13 protein-coding genes and 1 riboswitch are annotated in these 15957 nt (G+C 41.3%); of the genes, 10 read left to right on the top strand and 3 right to left on the bottom strand.

Annotated features, from left to right (window positions below; genetic code table 11):
* Positions 1-36: 36 nt before the first annotated feature.
* The 3 genes from ACRHOZ_RS16025 to ACRHOZ_RS16015 all read right to left on the bottom strand — a co-directional run bounded on the left by ACRHOZ_RS16025 (position 37) and on the right by ACRHOZ_RS16015 (position 2948).
* Positions 37-744, bottom strand: a complete 708-nt coding sequence (locus ACRHOZ_RS16025) for an energy transducer TonB (protein ID WP_431127565.1) — start codon at positions 742-744, stop codon at positions 37-39.
* A 128-nt stretch (positions 745-872) separates the two neighbouring features.
* On the bottom strand, positions 873-2261 hold the full coding sequence (locus ACRHOZ_RS16020) for a TlpA family protein disulfide reductase (RefSeq protein ID WP_431127562.1): 1389 nt from the start codon (positions 2259-2261) through the stop codon (positions 873-875).
* Between the two features lie 72 nt (positions 2262-2333).
* Positions 2334-2948 (bottom strand): deoxynucleoside kinase, encoded by a 615-nt coding sequence (locus ACRHOZ_RS16015; RefSeq protein WP_431127559.1) that lies wholly within the window; start codon positions 2946-2948, stop codon positions 2334-2336.
* Between the two features lie 327 nt (positions 2949-3275).
* On the opposite strand from ACRHOZ_RS16015, the gene metK reads away from it, so the two are divergent.
* The 10 genes from metK to ACRHOZ_RS15965 all read left to right on the top strand — a co-directional run bounded on the left by metK (position 3276) and on the right by ACRHOZ_RS15965 (position 15956).
* Complete coding sequence (metK, locus tag ACRHOZ_RS16010; protein WP_431127556.1) at positions 3276-4529, top strand: methionine adenosyltransferase; 1254 nt, start codon at positions 3276-3278, stop codon at positions 4527-4529.
* 105 nt (positions 4530-4634) lie between these two features.
* A complete protein-coding gene (locus ACRHOZ_RS16005; RefSeq protein ID WP_431127553.1) occupies positions 4635-6569 on the top strand; it encodes a CocE/NonD family hydrolase in 1935 nt (644 codons plus the stop codon).
* Between the two features lie 315 nt (positions 6570-6884).
* A riboswitch (SAM riboswitch) is annotated at positions 6885-7018 on the top strand.
* Positions 7019-7208: 190 nt separating this feature from the next.
* Entirely contained in the window at positions 7209-8483 is a 1275-nt protein-coding gene (locus tag ACRHOZ_RS16000) for an O-acetylhomoserine aminocarboxypropyltransferase/cysteine synthase family protein (RefSeq protein ID WP_431127550.1), read from the top strand.
* Between the two features lie 21 nt (positions 8484-8504).
* On the top strand, positions 8505-11891 hold the full coding sequence (gene thrA, locus ACRHOZ_RS15995) for a bifunctional aspartate kinase/homoserine dehydrogenase I (RefSeq protein WP_431127546.1): 3387 nt from the start codon (positions 8505-8507) through the stop codon (positions 11889-11891).
* A gap of 76 nt (positions 11892-11967) precedes the next feature.
* Positions 11968-12282, top strand: coding sequence for a GIY-YIG nuclease family protein (locus ACRHOZ_RS15990; protein ID WP_431127543.1), 315 nt, complete (start codon positions 11968-11970; stop codon positions 12280-12282).
* A 38-nt stretch (positions 12283-12320) separates the two neighbouring features.
* Positions 12321-13505, top strand: a complete 1185-nt coding sequence (locus ACRHOZ_RS15985) for a trans-sulfuration enzyme family protein (protein WP_431127540.1) — start codon at positions 12321-12323, stop codon at positions 13503-13505.
* Positions 13506-13566: 61 nt separating this feature from the next.
* Positions 13567-13977: an RrF2 family transcriptional regulator gene (locus ACRHOZ_RS15980; RefSeq protein ID WP_431127537.1), complete on the top strand. Its 411-nt coding sequence runs from the start codon at positions 13567-13569 to the stop codon at positions 13975-13977.
* A gap of 184 nt (positions 13978-14161) precedes the next feature.
* Positions 14162-14425 (top strand): DUF2061 domain-containing protein, encoded by a 264-nt coding sequence (locus ACRHOZ_RS15975; RefSeq protein WP_431127534.1) that lies wholly within the window; start codon positions 14162-14164, stop codon positions 14423-14425.
* A 12-nt stretch (positions 14426-14437) separates the two neighbouring features.
* Positions 14438-15061 carry a phosphoadenosine phosphosulfate reductase family protein gene (locus ACRHOZ_RS15970; RefSeq protein WP_431127531.1) on the top strand — a complete coding sequence of 208 codons (624 nt, stop codon included), beginning with the start codon at positions 14438-14440 and terminating at the stop codon, positions 15059-15061.
* A gap of 271 nt (positions 15062-15332) precedes the next feature.
* Positions 15333-15956 carry a phosphoadenosine phosphosulfate reductase family protein gene (locus tag ACRHOZ_RS15965; protein WP_431127528.1) on the top strand — a complete coding sequence of 208 codons (624 nt, stop codon included), beginning with the start codon at positions 15333-15335 and terminating at the stop codon, positions 15954-15956.
* Position 15957: the final 1 nt, after the last annotated feature.

Genomic DNA, 15957 nt, shown 5'->3' with positions numbered 1-15957 from the left:
GGCGTGGTTTTTTGTTCCCGATACTTTGAGATTGGGCTAATTCAATCTAAATGTTATGGGAATGGAAAAAGGAACTTTAACTGGCGTTCCTCTTTGCTTTCCAGGTTCCATTTTGGGAAGTTTGGATATGATCCTAGAGGCTTCGGATTCCAATATTTTGTGGGGGCCACGCATTCTTACATCGCCGATGCTTCCATCCTTTTGAATGGTAAAAACCACGTTGACCCGTCCTTGTAAGCCCATTTCTTGGGCAGGTTCTGGATAGCGGAAGTTTTTACGGATGTGTTTCTGGATCATATTTTGAAAACATTCTCTTTGGTCAGATGCATTTTCACAGCCTGGGAACATTGGGGCTTCTTCCACCGTTTTCCAGGGAACAATTTCAGGTTCTTCTTCTTTGGCAACTTCAATTTCGCCTATGCTGGCTATTACCGTTGTTTGATTTGGCTCAATTGGTTCAATAAAAGTTTCTGGTTTGTCATCGTCATCATCTATGATTTCTATGACTGGAGGTGTCTGAATTTTTGGAGGAGGAGGTGGTGGAAGCTTTTGAATGGTTACAGGAACGTTTTCCCTTAGATCATCGTCCGATTTTAAATGGGCTATATCCTTATAGGGTGTTTTGTGGAATGATTTCCATTCTAAAGCAACATAGGTCAGCAGTAGAACAGCGGCCAATCCAATGCTGAAATAGAGCAGACTATTTCGTTTCAATTCCAATTCTTGATTCTTTTTGAGTTCCATAATTTTCAAATTTTTTCCTTTTGGAAGTAAAAGGGAGTTATTAACTAGAACCAAGCTAGCTTGAAAATCAACCTGAAAAAACCAAGAATGAGGGAACGCTCCTTTTGGTTGAGGGAGCAGGAAAAATGTTAGAGTCCTAAGCCTTCTAAAGTAGTCTCCAACGCGTCGGTGGAAGGACTTGGCGCCATGGCATTTACTATTTTACCCTCGGGATCAATTAAAATATACCTAGGAATGCCCTTGATTTGGTAATCTTTTATAAATTCCGAATCCCAAGCCTTGTCCGCAATCAATTGAACCCCTGTCAATTCTTTGTCAACCACCATTTTTTTCCAATCGTCATAGCTACGGTCGGTATCAACAGAGATACTTAGAAATTCTATGTTTTTACCTCGGTATTTCTTTTCCACTTCCTTTAAGTCGGGAATCTCCTGGATACAGGGAGCGCACCAGGATGCCCATACATCAATATACACGTACTTGCCTTGAAAGTCTTCCAAGGATGAATGCCCGCCAGCATGGTTTTCATAAGCTTCAAAAGTAGGTGAATTAGCACCGGGCTTTATTTTTTTGATTCGGTTGTACGCATCCGTGATTTCCTGTTTGTGGGTCTCATTGGTGGAAAGGGACATAAACTTTTCATAGTAAGAATCCACATTTTGGATATAGGGCATGCTACCCCAAACGGTTCTATAAAGAACTGAATTTTTGATATTTTCCACTGGAATTTCCCCAACCACTTGAAAAAAGACTTCATTGGGATCCACCAAACTGTCTTTCTGCGCACGTTGTTTTATTTGTTCCTTGTAATGCAGATGTACCAGGGAATTGTAAAATACTGAATAGTCAAAATCCTCCTTGTTTAAAAAAGGCATGCTGGATCTTTCGTCCTCAAAGTTCTCTGAAACCGTGAAATTTGGATTTGCCGTAACATCGGCATGAGCAAAATCCTTATACTGCGCAAGTTGAATTATACTGTAATGGTCAATGGCTCTTTTCTCTTTTTCCCTAACATATTCTGGAATGTTAACTGTAGAATCGAGCAAACCATTGATAGCTAAGTTTAATTCTTCAACTTTTTTGACGAACGCTGGTTCTTTAAGGCCATAAAAAGTTTTAAAATCCATTCCTTCTATTTCCCGGTTTTTATCCTGTTTTTGGAGATAGTAACGGTTCAGGTCGGCCCCATCCCCCTCAAATTGAATTGTATTGGCAAAATCCCTAGGGTTGTAATCAAGATGGACAGCATACCCTTTTTCAAGATAAAGTACAATGTGGTTGATGCCGTCAGTCAATCTGTGCGGCATATCTGCCGTTAAAAAAAGAGTGTCCAAAAATTGACCTTCATCGCTCACGGGAATTTCCTTATTGAAGTCGCCATTAATTGAAATCAATCTGACCGACTCAATATCGGAGTTCGATAATTTGCCTGAAACGATGGCGTATTCCTTTTTAACCTCTTTTTGGGCGCAAGAAGCCATAAAAATGGCGAGCAGAATGGGAATAATGCTTCTCATGGTTTTGCTTTTATGTTCCGGTAATATCGGAAATGGATCGGTATAATCTAGAAATGTTGGCGGGGTGAATCATCAGAACAACCCGTGCAGTTCTGCATCAATACGGTTAATGACCTTGCCCAAATCCTCAGGGTCATCAACAAAGTTGATGTTGTCCACATCAAAAACAAGTAATTTGCCTTTTTCGTAAGTGTTGACCCAGGCTTCATATCGTTCGTTCAATCGACTTAGATAGTCAATGGAAATACTGTTTTCGTAATCCCGTCCCCGTTTATGAATTTGGTTCACCAAATTGGGAATGGAGCTTCTTAAATAAATAAGAAGGTCTGGGGGCTGCACCAAACTTTCCATGAGCTCAAACAGACTGGAGTAATTCTCAAAATCCCTATTGGTCATCAGTCCCATGGCATGCAGGTTCGGCGCAAAAATATGGGCATCCTCATATATGGTCCGATCCTGTATCACGTTCTTTCCACTTTCCCTGATTCTGAGAATCTGTCTGTAACGACTGTTCAGGAAGTAAATTTGAAGGTTAAAACTCCACCGTTCCATCTGGGTATAAAAATCATCCAGATATGGGTTGTCCACCACGTCCTCAAAATGGGCCTCCCATTTGTAATGTTTTGCTAGTAAATTGGTTAGTGTGGTTTTTCCAGCGCCAATGTTTCCGGCTACAGCAATGTGCATGGGGTAGTAGTGTTTTTTAGATTGGTGTTTGTACTATGGGGAAACCCTTAGCGCAATATACAAAGTATATCCAGTTGAAGAAAAAAAACAGATATAAATGGGGCTAAAAGATGATTTCAACAAAGTTTTAAAAATTACTTCCAAAGATGTATTTTAGCGCTTCAAAATGAGGATAGATTTGACTGATTGCAACCTCATAGACTGATTCAAATTCAGCAGCAAAAAATGCTAAAGCAGTTTACCCGGACAGGCTTTCGGGCTTCTCATAAGAGATTTGTAAACTCCTTTATACTTTTCCGTCAAATCCTATCCAACTAAAAAAGGACTATGGCATATTTGTTTACTTCTGAATCGGTAAGTGAAGGACATCCAGATAAAATTGCGGATCAAATCAGTGATGCCTTATTGGATAATTTTCTAGCCTTTGACCCCGAAAGCAAAGTAGCATGCGAAACTTTGGTCACTACTGGTCAAGTGGTATTGGCAGGTGAGGTAAAGAGCAACACCTATTTAGATGTGCAAAATATTGCCCGGGAGGTGATCAATAAAATTGGATATACCAAGGGGGAATATCAATTCAGTGGAGATTCCTGTGGAGTGATTTCGTTGATTCACGAACAGTCCCAAGATATCAATCAAGGTGTTGATAGAGGCAGCAAGGAAGAGCAGGGAGCTGGAGATCAGGGAATGATGTTTGGTTATGCCACCAAGGAAACGGAAAACTATATGCCCTTGGCACTGGATATTTCCCATAAAATCCTTCAGGTTTTGGCAGAGTTAAGACGTGAGGGATCTCAAATTGGGTATTTGCGCCCAGATGCCAAGGCCCAGGTAACCATAGAATATTCGGATGAGAACGTTCCTCAACGGATCGATACCATTGTGGTCTCTACCCAGCATGATGAGTTTGACTCAGATCAAAAGATGTTGGACAAGATCAAAAAGGACATCATAGCTATTTTGATTCCCAAGGTGAAGGAGTTATTGCCGAGCAATATCCAAGCCTTGTTCAACAATGATATCAAATACCACATCAACCCAACAGGAAAATTTGTGATTGGAGGCCCACATGGGGATGCGGGACTAACCGGACGAAAAATCATTGTAGACACCTATGGGGGAAAGGGAGCCCATGGTGGGGGAGCCTTTAGCGGTAAAGACCCAAGTAAGGTGGACCGCAGTGCCGCCTACGCTGCCAGACATGCAGCAAAAAATTTGGTGGCAGCAGGAGTTGCAGATGAGATTTTGGTACAGGTGAGCTATGCCATTGGGGTGGTGGAGCCTACCTCCATTTTTGTGGATACCTACGGCACGTCCAACGTTGATTTTTCAGATGGGGAAATAGCGGAAAAGACAGCAAAATTGTTCGATATGCGGCCTTCAGCCATTGAAGACCGACTTAAGTTGCGAAACCCCATTTACTTGGAAACAGCGGCCTATGGCCATATGGGCAAACAACCCCAGACTTTAACCAAGGTGTTTGAGTCACCATACAATGGTCGTGTAGAAAAAGAAGTGGAGCTTTTTACTTGGGAGAAATTGAACATGCTGGATGATGTAAAAAGAGAATTTGGAATTTAAAATCCCCCGTGTTCATCATAGACAGGAAAAGGGAACCTTTTGGTTCCCTTTTTTATTGGCATACTCTTTTGAACTTTAGTAGCTTTAGCAATTAAAATTTTCCACATGAGATTTCCCATCCAGACTTTGGTAGTGATTATTGGTCTATTGTTGGCCATTTCAAGCTGTAAAAAAACAGTCAAAACTGAAACAGCGGCAGAGGTCAATTTTGTCCAAGAGAATTATACCAAGCAAGAGGTGGATATTGAAATGCGGGACGGGGTAAAATTACATACCACAATCTATACACCAAAGGACACTTCAAAGGAATATCCCATTTTGATGCAACGAACACCCTATAGTTCCAGACCGTATGGAGCAGGGAACTATCGGTCTCAAATTGGTCCAAATGAACATTTGATGAAAGAAGGTAACATTATCGTATACCAGGATGTTCGTGGGAGATGGTTGAGCGAAGGGCATTATGAAAATATGCGGGCTTACATACCTAACAAGACTTCCAATGAACAGGTGGACGAAAGTTCGGATACCTATGACACCATTGAATGGCTCGTGAACAATGTGGAACATAACAATGGAAAAGTGGGTGTTTGGGGGATTTCATATCCAGGTTTTTACGCCACTTATGCCACAGTGGATGCGCATCCAGCACTAAAAGCAGCCTCGCCACAAGCTTGTATTGGGGATTTCTTTTTTGACGATTTTCACCATAACGGAGCCTATTTATTGAGCTATTTCAGGGCAACTTCCCTATTTGGTACGCCAAGACCCAACAATGACCAACCCATTGACACCGCATGGTATGTTTTACCGGATATTCAGACGGAAGACCAATACCAGTTCTTTTTGGACAATGGCCCCCTTAAAAACCTAAATTCCTTTTTTGAGTATGAAACGGTGGATACCCCAACCTTAAGGCCTGATGGTGTAACCGATGATTATTTCTGGAATGAGCTGAAGGAACATCCCAACTATGACGAACTCTGGCAAAGTAGGGGCATTATCCAACATTTAAAAAATGTAAAATCCCATGTGGCCACCATGATTGTGGGTGGTTGGTTTGATGCAGAAGACCTTTACGGGCCATTGGAAACCTATAAAAACATTGAAAAACATAATACTGGAAACTACAATACCATGGTATTTGGACCATGGGACCATGGGGGATGGGCTAGAAAAAAAGCCAGAAACGCAGTTGGGAACTACTATTTCGGCGATTCCATTTCCTTATTTTATCAGAAGAATATCGAAACCAAGTTTTTCAATCATTTCTTAAAAGCAGAAGGAGACCAAAATAGTGGTCTTCCTGAAGCCTATGTGTTCGATTCCGGGAAAAAAGAATGGAGTACTTTGGATGCTTGGCCTCCAAAAGAAGCTGAAAAACAGACATTTTTTCTTTCAGAAAACCAAGAATTGACTCAAACGGCAGAAAGTACCGTCCCGCTTAAATTTATTAGTGATGTTAAGAAACCTGTTCCCTATTCGGAAGACATCGAATCTGTTTTCACGCCAAGAAAATATATGACGGATGACCAACGTTTTGCCGCAAGGAGGTCAGATGTGCTAGTGTTTGAAACCGAAGTTTTGGAAGAAGACCTCACCTTAGCTGGGGATATCATGGCCAAATTGAAAGTGGCCACAACGGGGACCGCCGCGGATTGGATAGTCAAGATCATTGATGTGCATCCTACGAATGTGGAGACCAATGAAGAAATGCAAGACCATCTAAAATTGGCCAACTACCATTTAATGGTAAGGAGTGAGGTTTTACGGGGCAGGTTCAGAAACAGTTTCTCCAAGCCAGAACCCTTTGTGCCCAATCAAAAAACCGAGGTGAACATCAAATTGCAGGATGTATTCCATACCATCAAAAAAGGACATAAGCTTCAAGTTCAGGTACAAAGTACCTGGTTTCCGCTCATCGATTTAAATCCGCAAACCTATGTGGACAATATCTTTAAGGCAGAAGAAAGCGATTTCAAAACCCAAACACATACGGTTTTCACGGACTCACAAATTGAGTTTTCTGTATTGAGGTAACATTCTTTCTTCGAGAATAGATTTGGAAACCCTCGATGGTACCCATCCAGCTTAAGCTGGATGGCGAGGTTTCAAAATCGGTTTCTGTTGGAAGCAACTGAAAATTCTTGCGAAGAAAGTGTGGTTTCTTTTGTTTCGTTTTCTTTGGACAAGCAAAGAAAATGAAAGGAAATCGCTGATTTTTAACTTCAAAATAGTTTCATAAGCCCTTTTAGGGAATTTTAATCCGTATTGAATTCTGAAATTTTAAAAAAGATTAGGATATTAAAATAATCTACCCTTATCTTTGTCCTGTAAGTTCAAACACGTATTGAATAGTTATCAAGAAAGGTGGAGGGAATAGACCCTATGAAGCCTTAGCAACCCTTGGCCCTAGTCCAAGAAGGTGCTAAATTCTATCCTCGTCCTGGACTCGTTTCAGGATCTCAAACTGGATAAAACCATAATTGAGACAGGAATAGATAACAACAATCGAAAATCTTCGATTTCTCTTTCTTATAACTTTTTGATTTTACCCGTAGGCTGCGTTTTTCTATAGGGGTTTGGCTTTTTTGCGTTTTTAAATGGAATTTAAAAAAATGTCATTCCCACTTTAGTGGGAATCTAAAACGGAAAAGTATTAATTAAAACGAAAAAATCATGAGTGATCAAAACTTTGCAACCAACGCCCTACACGCTGGGCACGATGTAACCACTAACGGCGGAACCAGGGCTGTGCCCATCTACCAAAGTACCGCCTATGTGTTCAACAATTCGGATCATGCGGCCAATCTATTCTCCTTAGCGGAATTCGGAAATATTTATACTCGTATAAACAACCCTACCAACGATATTTTGGAGCAACGTTTGGCGGCTTTGGAAGGTGGAATTGCTTCCGTGGTTTGCTCTTCCGGAACAGGAGCAATCAATACTGCTCTTTTGGTGTTGTTAAAGGCAGGAGATCACATTGTGGCATCCAACAGTTTGTATGGGGGAACCTATAATCTTTTTAGTGTTACCCTTCCTAGGTTGGGAATCACCACAACTTTTGTGGATCCATCCGATCCTGCCAATTTTGGAAAGGCAGTACAGGAGAACACTCGAGCCTTTTTTGTGGAGTCCTTAGGGAATCCGAAACTCGACGTATTGGATCTAAAAGCTATTTCAAAAGAAGCCAAAGCAGCGAAAGTTCCATTTATTGTGGACAACACTGTGGCATCCCCTGCACTATTAAATCCAATAGAGCACGGAGCAAATATTGTAATCCACTCCTTGACCAAATACATCAATGGAAATGGTACTGCATTGGGTGGAGCCATAATCGATGCAGGAACCTTTGATTGGGCCAATGGAAAATTCCCAGAGTTTACGGAACCTTCCCCGGGCTATCATGGATTGGTATATCATGATGCCTTGGGGCCAGCTGCGTTTATTGCGAAGGTTAGGATAGAAGGTCTTCGGGATCACGGGGCATGTTTGAGTCCGTTCAATGCCTTCCAGATAATTCAAGGACTCGAAACCTTGGAAGTACGTATGAAAAAACATAGCGAAAATGCTTTGGCCTTGGCCAAATGGTTGGAATCCAAAGAAGAAGTTACCTGGGTAAATTATCCTGGCTTGGAATCCAGCAAATACAAAAAGCTATCGGATGAATATTTGCCAAAGGGGCAGAGCAGTATTTTAACCTTTGGGGTTAAAGGTGGATTTGAATCCTCCAAAAAAATTGCCGATGAAACCAAGATATTCTCGCTTCTTGCGAATATTGGAGACACCAAATCCTTGATCATTCACCCGGCCAGTACCACGCACCAACAATTGGATGAAGCTGCACAGGAATCCACGGGGGTGACCAAGGATTTAATCCGATTGTCCGTTGGCTTGGAGAATCTTGAAGATTTAAAGGCCGATTTGGAAAGTGCTTTCGCAACGCTATAATTCTCAACTGATTTTCTTGGAATGCTCCATAAAATTGACATAAAAGAATACAAGACCCTAAGTGGAATTTCCAAAGACTTGCAATTGTCCTATCAGGTTTTTGGTCAGAAATTGCACACCGCTCCCATTGTTTTGGTCAATCATGCGTTAACTGGCAACTCCAATGTTACGGGTGAAAATGGATGGTGGTCAGATATTATTGGGAAGGATAAGTGCATTGATACGGAAACTTACACCATTCTGGCATTTAATGTTCCTGGAAACGGATATGATGGTTTTGTGATTGACAACTATAAGGATTTTGTGGCCGGTGACATTGCCAGAATCTTTTTACAAGGTCTGGAGAAACTTAAGGTGGAACAGCTTTTTGCAATCATTGGTGGATCTTTGGGAGGAGGAGTTGCTTGGGAAATGGCAGCATTGAATCCAAAAATCACCAAGCATCTTATTCCCGTTGCTTCGGATTGGAAGTCCACAGATTGGTTGATTGCCAACTGCCAGATCCAAGAGCAATTTTTGGTCAATTCCAAGCAGCCTGTACATGATGCACGTATGCACGCCATGCTCTGCTATAGAACCCCGGAATCCTTTAAGGAAAGGTTCAAGAGAAGTACCAACGAAGAACTTAAGGTGTTCAATGTGGAAAGCTGGCTTATGCACCATGGCAAGAAGCTTCAGGAGCGTTTTCAGCTCTCAGCATACAAATTGATGAACCAGCTGCTAAAAACCATTGATATTACAAGAGCCGGTGATAAAGCCTTTCAAGAATTACAGGCTAGTGAAACAAGGATTCATATTATTGGGGTTAATTCGGATTTGTTTTTTACGGCTGAAGAGAACAAGGAAACCTTTAGACATTTGGCCCAGGCCAATGCCAATGTCACCTATGGTGAAGTGCAATCGCTACATGGACACGATGCTTTTTTAATAGAATTCCAACAGCTGGAAAACCTGTTAAAACCAATTTTTCACGAGCAAACTGTTAAGGAGCGAATTAAAATCCTAAAGTTTGGAGGTAAGTCGCTGGCCAATGGGGATGGTCTTGAAAATGTACTGTCCATAATTACCAAGCGAGCCCAAGAAAAGGAGCACTTTGGAGTAGTATTGTCTGCTCGAGGTAAGGCCACGGACCAACTGGAGGCTCTACTCAAAAACGCAGCTCGGGGAGAGGATTTTTTAACGTCGTTTAAGGAGTTTTCCACTTACCAAAAAGCGGCCTTACCAAAAGTGGATTTAGCGGAGGAACTCCAAACTATTGAAAAGTTGCTGAAAGGGGTTTCCCTTACAGGGGATTATAGTCTAAAAACCAAGGATGAACTTCTGGCTTATGGCGAATTGATATCGGCGAAAGTAGTTACCGCTTTGCTGTTGGAAAGGGGCGTAAATGCAAAATTTGTCGATTCGCGATCCCTAATCAAAACGGACGACACCTTTAATAATGCTGAGGTGGATGAGGCCGTTTCCAAAGAAAATGTAATACGATGTTTTCGGGAGTTGGAGGCTGGAGCGGTTGCCATTACTACTGGATTCATTGCGTCCACCCATGAAGGGGAAACAACCACTTTGGGACGGAATGGGAGTAACTATTCCGCTGCGCTTTTAGCCAACTTTTTGGATGCCCAGGTTCTGGTAAATTATACCCATGTTGACGGAATTTTTACCGCCAACCCAGATTTGGTGTCAGAAGCCAAGCTGATTGACTCCATTTCGTACGCAGAAGCCAATGAATTGGCCAATTTTGGGGCCAATATCCTGCATGCAAAGACAATAATTCCCCTAATAGAGAAGAATATTCCACTTCGTATAAAGAACACCTTCAATGCCGAAAGTGATGGAACCTTGATTGGCCCAAAAACGGACAATGGGGGCATTAAATCCCTGTCGGTTTTGGAAGATGTGGCTCTGGTAAACCTATCAGGGCGTGGGTTGTTGGGAAAAGTGGGGATAGATGCCCGGATTTTTAAGACACTGGGGCAAAACAATATTAATGTTGGAATTATTTCCCAGGGTTCCTCCGAAAGGGGAATAGGACTGGTGGTTGATGCCAAAAAAGCCCAAAAGGCCAAAAAAGTGTTGGACCAAGAATTTGAAACCGACTATTCCGCACAGGATGTGAACCAGATTACCGTACAGCACGACGTTTCTGTAATCTCTATTGTTGGGATGGATTTAAGCACCTTCCACAAACCTTTTAATGCCTTGGTTAAGAACCAAGTGGTGCCTTTGCTTTTTAACAATACGGTCACAGGTAAAAATGTGAGTTTAGTAGTTAATAGATCCGATTTGCACAAGGCCATCAATGTAGTTCACGGGCAGATTTTCGGTATTGCCAAAAAGGTAAACCTTGCTATTTTTGGGCACGGCAATGTGGGCGCAACCTTGATTGACCAGATATTGGATTCCCAAAAGAGTATAGAAAACCGAAAAGGATTGGATTTAAGGATTTTTTCAGTCTCCAATTCCAAAAAAGTTTTGCTGAACAATAGAGGTATTTCAAAAAAATGGAGGGATGAGTTGGATTCCAGGGGTGAGCCTTACACGGTGGAAGACGTAATAGATTATGCCAGGGAGCACCATTTGGAAAACTTGATCGCCGTGGACAATACAGCTAGCGAGGCTTTTGTTGCTAACTATGATAAATTGATTGAGGGCGGTTTTGACTTGGTGTCCTCCAATAAAATTGCCAATACCCTTGGTTTTGATTACTATAAATCCGTAAGAAGGAAATTGGAAAAGAATCAAAAGCAATACCTGTATGAGACCAATGTTGGTGCTGGACTTCCCTTAATAGATACCATCAAATTGTTACACCTTTCCGGGGAGAATATCACCAGAATAAAGGGTGTTTTTTCGGGCTCGTTGAGCTATATTTTCAATACATTTTCCGAAAAGAAAGCTCCATTTTCATCCATAGTGAAAGAGGCCATGGCACAGGGATTTACAGAACCCGACCCTAGGGAGGACTTATCAGGGAATGATGTGGGTAGAAAATTGTTGATTTTGGCTCGGGAATTGGATCTTCAAAACGAATTTTCGGATATCTCGGTTGAAAATCTTATTCCAGAGGAATTACGATCATTGGATTTTGACAACTTCATTTCCCAAATTGAAAAGATGGATGATATCTATGAAGTCATTAAAGGACAACAAGAAGAGGGGCATGTACTTCGATATATTGGGGATTTGCATGGTGACCTGCAAAAGGATAAGGGAATTTTGGACGTAAAGCTGGTTTCCGTTCCCAAAGGGAGTGCATTGGGACAGGTGAGTGGTTCAGATTCAATTATAGAAATTTATACGGAGTCCTATGGTGAGAATCCTTTGGTGATTCAGGGTGCCGGGGCCGGTTCAGCGGTAACGGCCAGAGGCGTATTTGGCGACATACTTAGAATAGCAGAAAAGATATAGCTTCGGCTACGCTCAGCTACCTTTAAAGGTTTGATTTTGGTGGCTGAGCGAAGTCGAAGCCACAATGAAATAGATTATGAAGGGGTATGTTTATATATTGGAATGTGCAGATGGAAGCTATTACACGGGCAGCACTATAGATTTGGATAAAAGGCTTAATGAGCATAAAGACGGAAGAGGAGCGAATCATACCAAAAAAAGATTACCAGTACAATTAGTATACGTTGAAGAATATTTGAGAATTGATACTGCATTTAGCCGTGAAAAACAAATTCAAGGTTGGTCCAGGATTAAAAAAGAAGCTCTGATTAATGGAGCATTTGAAACCTTTCCCAATTTAGCTGAATGCAAGAATGAAACACATTATAGATATTTTAAAGAGAAGGAATAGTATGCCCTCATCGACGCTTAGTCACTGAATAGAAGAATATGACAAAGGAATCAAATAATAATACCCGCAAATTTGAAACAGAAGCGGTTAGAACGCAAACAGAGCGATCACAATTTCTGGAGCATTCCACACCAATGTACCTCACATCGAGCTTTGTATTTGAGGATGCGGAGGACATGAGGGCTTCTTTTGCGGAAGAAAAGGACAGGAATATCTATTCTCGGTATTCCAATCCCACTTCCACAGAGTTCATCGACAAGGTTTGTAAAATGGAAGGGGCGGAAGCCGGTTTTGCATTTGCATCAGGGATGGCTGCGGTGTATTCCACCTTTGTAGCTTTGCTTGAATGCGGAGATCATATTGTATCCTGTAAGAGCGTCTTTGGATCCACACATACCTTGTTTACCCAGTTTTTTCCAAAGTGGGACATTTCCACCAGCTATTTTGATGTGAATGACCTGGATGCCTTGGAGGGTCTCATTACCTCCAAGACCAAGATAATTTATGCGGAAACACCTACCAATCCCGGTGTTGATGTCCTGGATTTGGAAGTTCTTGGAAACATAGCCAAAAAGCATGGGTTAATCTTTATTATTGATAACTGCTTTGCCTCGCCTTACTTGCAACAACCCATAAAGTTTGGAGCAGATTTGATCATTCATTCCGGAACCAAGTTAATGGATGGTCAGGGTAGGGTACTTGCCGGTATTACCGTTGGGAGTCATGAACTGATGGACAAAATTTACCGTTTTGCCCGAATTACCGGGCCAGCACTATCTCCTTTTAACGCGTGGGTGCTGTCCAAAAGTCTGGAAACTTTGGCACTTCGGGTAGATAGGCATTGTTCCAATGCTTTGGCATTGGCCACTTTTTTGGAAGATCATCCCAAAGTGGAATGGGTGAAATATCCTTTTTTAAAGTCCCATCCCAAGTACGAAATTGCCAAAAAACAAATGAAAGCAGGGGGATGTGTAGTTGCTTTTGAGGTAAAGGGAGGTTTGGAAGCGGGCAAAAGATTCTTTGATTCGATAAAAATGTTATCTCTATCTGCCAATCTTGGGGATTCTAGAAGTATTGTTACTCATCCCGCGTCCACCACACATAGCAAACTGACTACCGAGGAGCGAAAGGCAGTTGGAATTTCAGATGGAATGGTGCGTGTTTCGGTGGGATTGGAGCATATTGACGATATTGTTCAAGATATAGAACAGGCACTTGGTTAGGAGCTGCACAGTTCACTTAAAATAGTGGGCGGGGAAAGTCTTTTTTGGCTATATTCGTGAGATGCTCTCCAAGAAGACAAAATACGGCTTAAAAGCACTTACTTATTTAGCTTCCATAGATAGAAAGGAACCCATGCAAATAGCTGAAATTGCGAAGCATGAGAACATTTCCCAAAAATTTCTGGAAAGCATACTTCTTACGCTTCGCCGCAATGGATTTTTGGGCTCCAAAAAGGGAAAGGGAGGGGGGTACTATCTCATTAGGGAACCCCATGAAATTTTAATGACCTCGGTTATTCGGGTATTGGAAGGTCCTATTGCCATGGTTCCTTGTGTGAGCCTCAATTTCTATGAAAAATGCGACGATTGTCCCGATGAAAATAAATGTTCTGTCCACAAGTTAATGCTTCAAGTAAGGGACAGTGCATTGGAAGTGTACCGAAATACCACCTTGGCCGATTTAATTTCTTAAGCTTGAAATATATGCTGCTTGCATGGGATGCAGGTGGAAAATCCATAAAATCCAGTTTCAATTTTGTTAAAATCTATAAAAACTATGGGGTAATGGCAATTTTGTGTTGGAATTAACGATCAGTTCTCAAAAATTACAGTACTTTTAATTATCCTATTAATCCCATAGGAAATTAGAAAAGGAGATGATAGCAGATCAGTTAGTACTAAACAAAGAAGGTCAAAAAGCTTCCTTCTCTAAAGATAAAAGTTCTGAAAACCCTAAGCGCAGCATCGTTAAATCCATCAGTTGGAGGATTGTGGGAACTCTTGATACCATTATAATTTCTTGGATTATCACGGGCACGTTGACCCTTGCTTTTTCAATTGGTTTGGTAGAGTTGGTCACTAAAATGGTGTTGTATTTTTTTCATGAGAGAATTTGGAACACGATTTCCTGGGGCAAATAAAAATATTTGATTATGGCATTTACAGCAGAAGACATTGAAAGTTTAAACAAGCAGTTTAGGGGAATACCTCCTCATGAAATAATTTCTTGGGCCATCAATAATGGAAAAAATCCGGTGGTTACCACCAATTTTAGGCCTTATGAGGTAGCTATTTTGCATGCGGTTTCCGATGTGGATGCCGATATACCTGTTATTTGGTGTGATACAGGCTACAATACGCCCCAAACCTACAAGCATGCTGAAGAACTGATTTCTCGTTTGGGGTTGAACGTTAAGCATTATGTACCATTGCAAACCTCGGCCCATAGGGATGCCGTCATGGGAATCCCACAGATTGATGATCCCATGCATGCAATTTTTACGGAACAAGTAAAACTCGAACCATTTAGAAGGGCCATGAAAGAGCATAAACCGGACATTTGGTTTACTAACCTAAGAAAGGGACAAACAGCCCATAGGGATTCGTTGGATGTGTTAAGTCTAAGTAGTGACGGTGTGCTAAAAGTAAGCCCGTTTTACTATTGGAGCGATACCCAGTTGGATTTCTATTTGGCAGAATACAAACTTCCCAACGAACATAAGTACTTTGACCCGACCAAGGTGTTGGAAAACCGCGAATGCGGATTACATACCTAGTCTCTGTTTAACAAGCTTTGCATGTGCAAGCAAAAGCATTGCGTTAAGGAAAGCGCTTTTCAACCCAATTGAAATGCCACCTTCGTCTATTTGCTTAAGGCCAAAAAATATGTTGTTTACATAGGGAGCGGGTAGGAAATCCTCAAAATTTAGCATCAATTTTATTAAAATCTATAAAAACGATAGGGTAAATCTAAATTTATAAAGTTTTTAACCATTTGTTACGTTTGAAGGGCTATCTTTGATATTCCTATTAAATCCATAGGGTAATATGAAATTAAATATCGATACCGAATATTACAACAAGCAGTTCAGGGGCATTCCGCCTGAAGAAATCATTGAATGGGCAATGCGGTTGTCCAATAAGCGCATTGTAACCACAAGTTTTGGTAAGTACTCTGCAGTTTTGTTGAGTACTTTTCAACGAATCGACCCGAAAATCGATGTGGTATGGTGTGATACTGGATACAATCTGCCCGAAACGTATGAACATGCACGTATGTTGACCGAGCGATTTGAGCTCAATTTAAATACGTATGTACCTAGAGAAACTCGCGCATTTATAGAACATCGTTTGGGTTTTCCCACGGCAGACCAACCTGAACATTTGGAGTTTTCGGAAATCATAAAACTTGAACCTTTTCGAAGAGCCTTGGAAGAACACCAACCTGACATTTGGTTTACCAATATTCGCATTCGTCAGACTGCACTCAGAAGTGAGAAAGATATTTTGAGCTATTCAAAAGACGGTATTTTAAAAGTGAGTCCTTTTTACTATTGGACAGATGATGACTTGGACAGCTACCTGGAAGCCTACGATTTACCAAAGAACAGTACCTATTTTGACCCTGTAAAAGCCTTGGAAACAAGGGAGTGCGGAATTCATTTACAATAAT

The organism is Flagellimonas flava (assembly GCF_050617915.1).
In the GTDB taxonomy this organism is placed as follows: Bacteria; Bacteroidota; Bacteroidia; order Flavobacteriales; family Flavobacteriaceae; genus Flagellimonas; species Flagellimonas flava_A.
The sequence above is the reverse complement of the archived record's forward strand: the minus strand, read 5'-3'. Positions and strand labels throughout refer to the sequence as shown.

What these genes read in the sequence shown, in the direction of transcription:
- ACRHOZ_RS16025 (WP_431127565.1), bottom strand. Translation starts at nt 744, where the DNA reads ATGGAACTCAAAAAGAATCAAGAATTGGAATTGAAACGAAATAGTCTG.
- ACRHOZ_RS16015 (WP_431127559.1), bottom strand. Translation starts at nt 2,948, where the DNA reads ATGCACATTGCTGTAGCCGGAAACATTGGCGCTGGAAAAACCACACTA.
- metK (WP_431127556.1), top strand. Translation starts at nt 3,276, where the DNA reads ATGGCATATTTGTTTACTTCTGAATCGGTAAGTGAAGGACATCCAGAT.
- ACRHOZ_RS16020 (WP_431127562.1), bottom strand. Translation starts at nt 2,261, where the DNA reads ATGAGAAGCATTATTCCCATTCTGCTCGCCATTTTTATGGCTTCTTGC.
- ACRHOZ_RS16005 (WP_431127553.1), top strand. Translation starts at nt 4,635, where the DNA reads ATGAGATTTCCCATCCAGACTTTGGTAGTGATTATTGGTCTATTGTTG.
- ACRHOZ_RS16000 (WP_431127550.1), top strand. Translation starts at nt 7,209, where the DNA reads ATGAGTGATCAAAACTTTGCAACCAACGCCCTACACGCTGGGCACGAT.
- ACRHOZ_RS15980 (WP_431127537.1), top strand. Translation starts at nt 13,567, where the DNA reads ATGCTCTCCAAGAAGACAAAATACGGCTTAAAAGCACTTACTTATTTA.
- ACRHOZ_RS15970 (WP_431127531.1), top strand. Translation starts at nt 14,438, where the DNA reads ATGGCATTTACAGCAGAAGACATTGAAAGTTTAAACAAGCAGTTTAGG.
- ACRHOZ_RS15985 (WP_431127540.1), top strand. Translation starts at nt 12,321, where the DNA reads ATGACAAAGGAATCAAATAATAATACCCGCAAATTTGAAACAGAAGCG.
- thrA (WP_431127546.1), top strand. Translation starts at nt 8,505, where the DNA reads ATGCTCCATAAAATTGACATAAAAGAATACAAGACCCTAAGTGGAATT.
- ACRHOZ_RS15990 (WP_431127543.1), top strand. Translation starts at nt 11,968, where the DNA reads ATGAAGGGGTATGTTTATATATTGGAATGTGCAGATGGAAGCTATTAC.
- ACRHOZ_RS15965 (WP_431127528.1), top strand. Translation starts at nt 15,333, where the DNA reads ATGAAATTAAATATCGATACCGAATATTACAACAAGCAGTTCAGGGGC.
- ACRHOZ_RS15975 (WP_431127534.1), top strand. Translation starts at nt 14,162, where the DNA reads ATGATAGCAGATCAGTTAGTACTAAACAAAGAAGGTCAAAAAGCTTCC.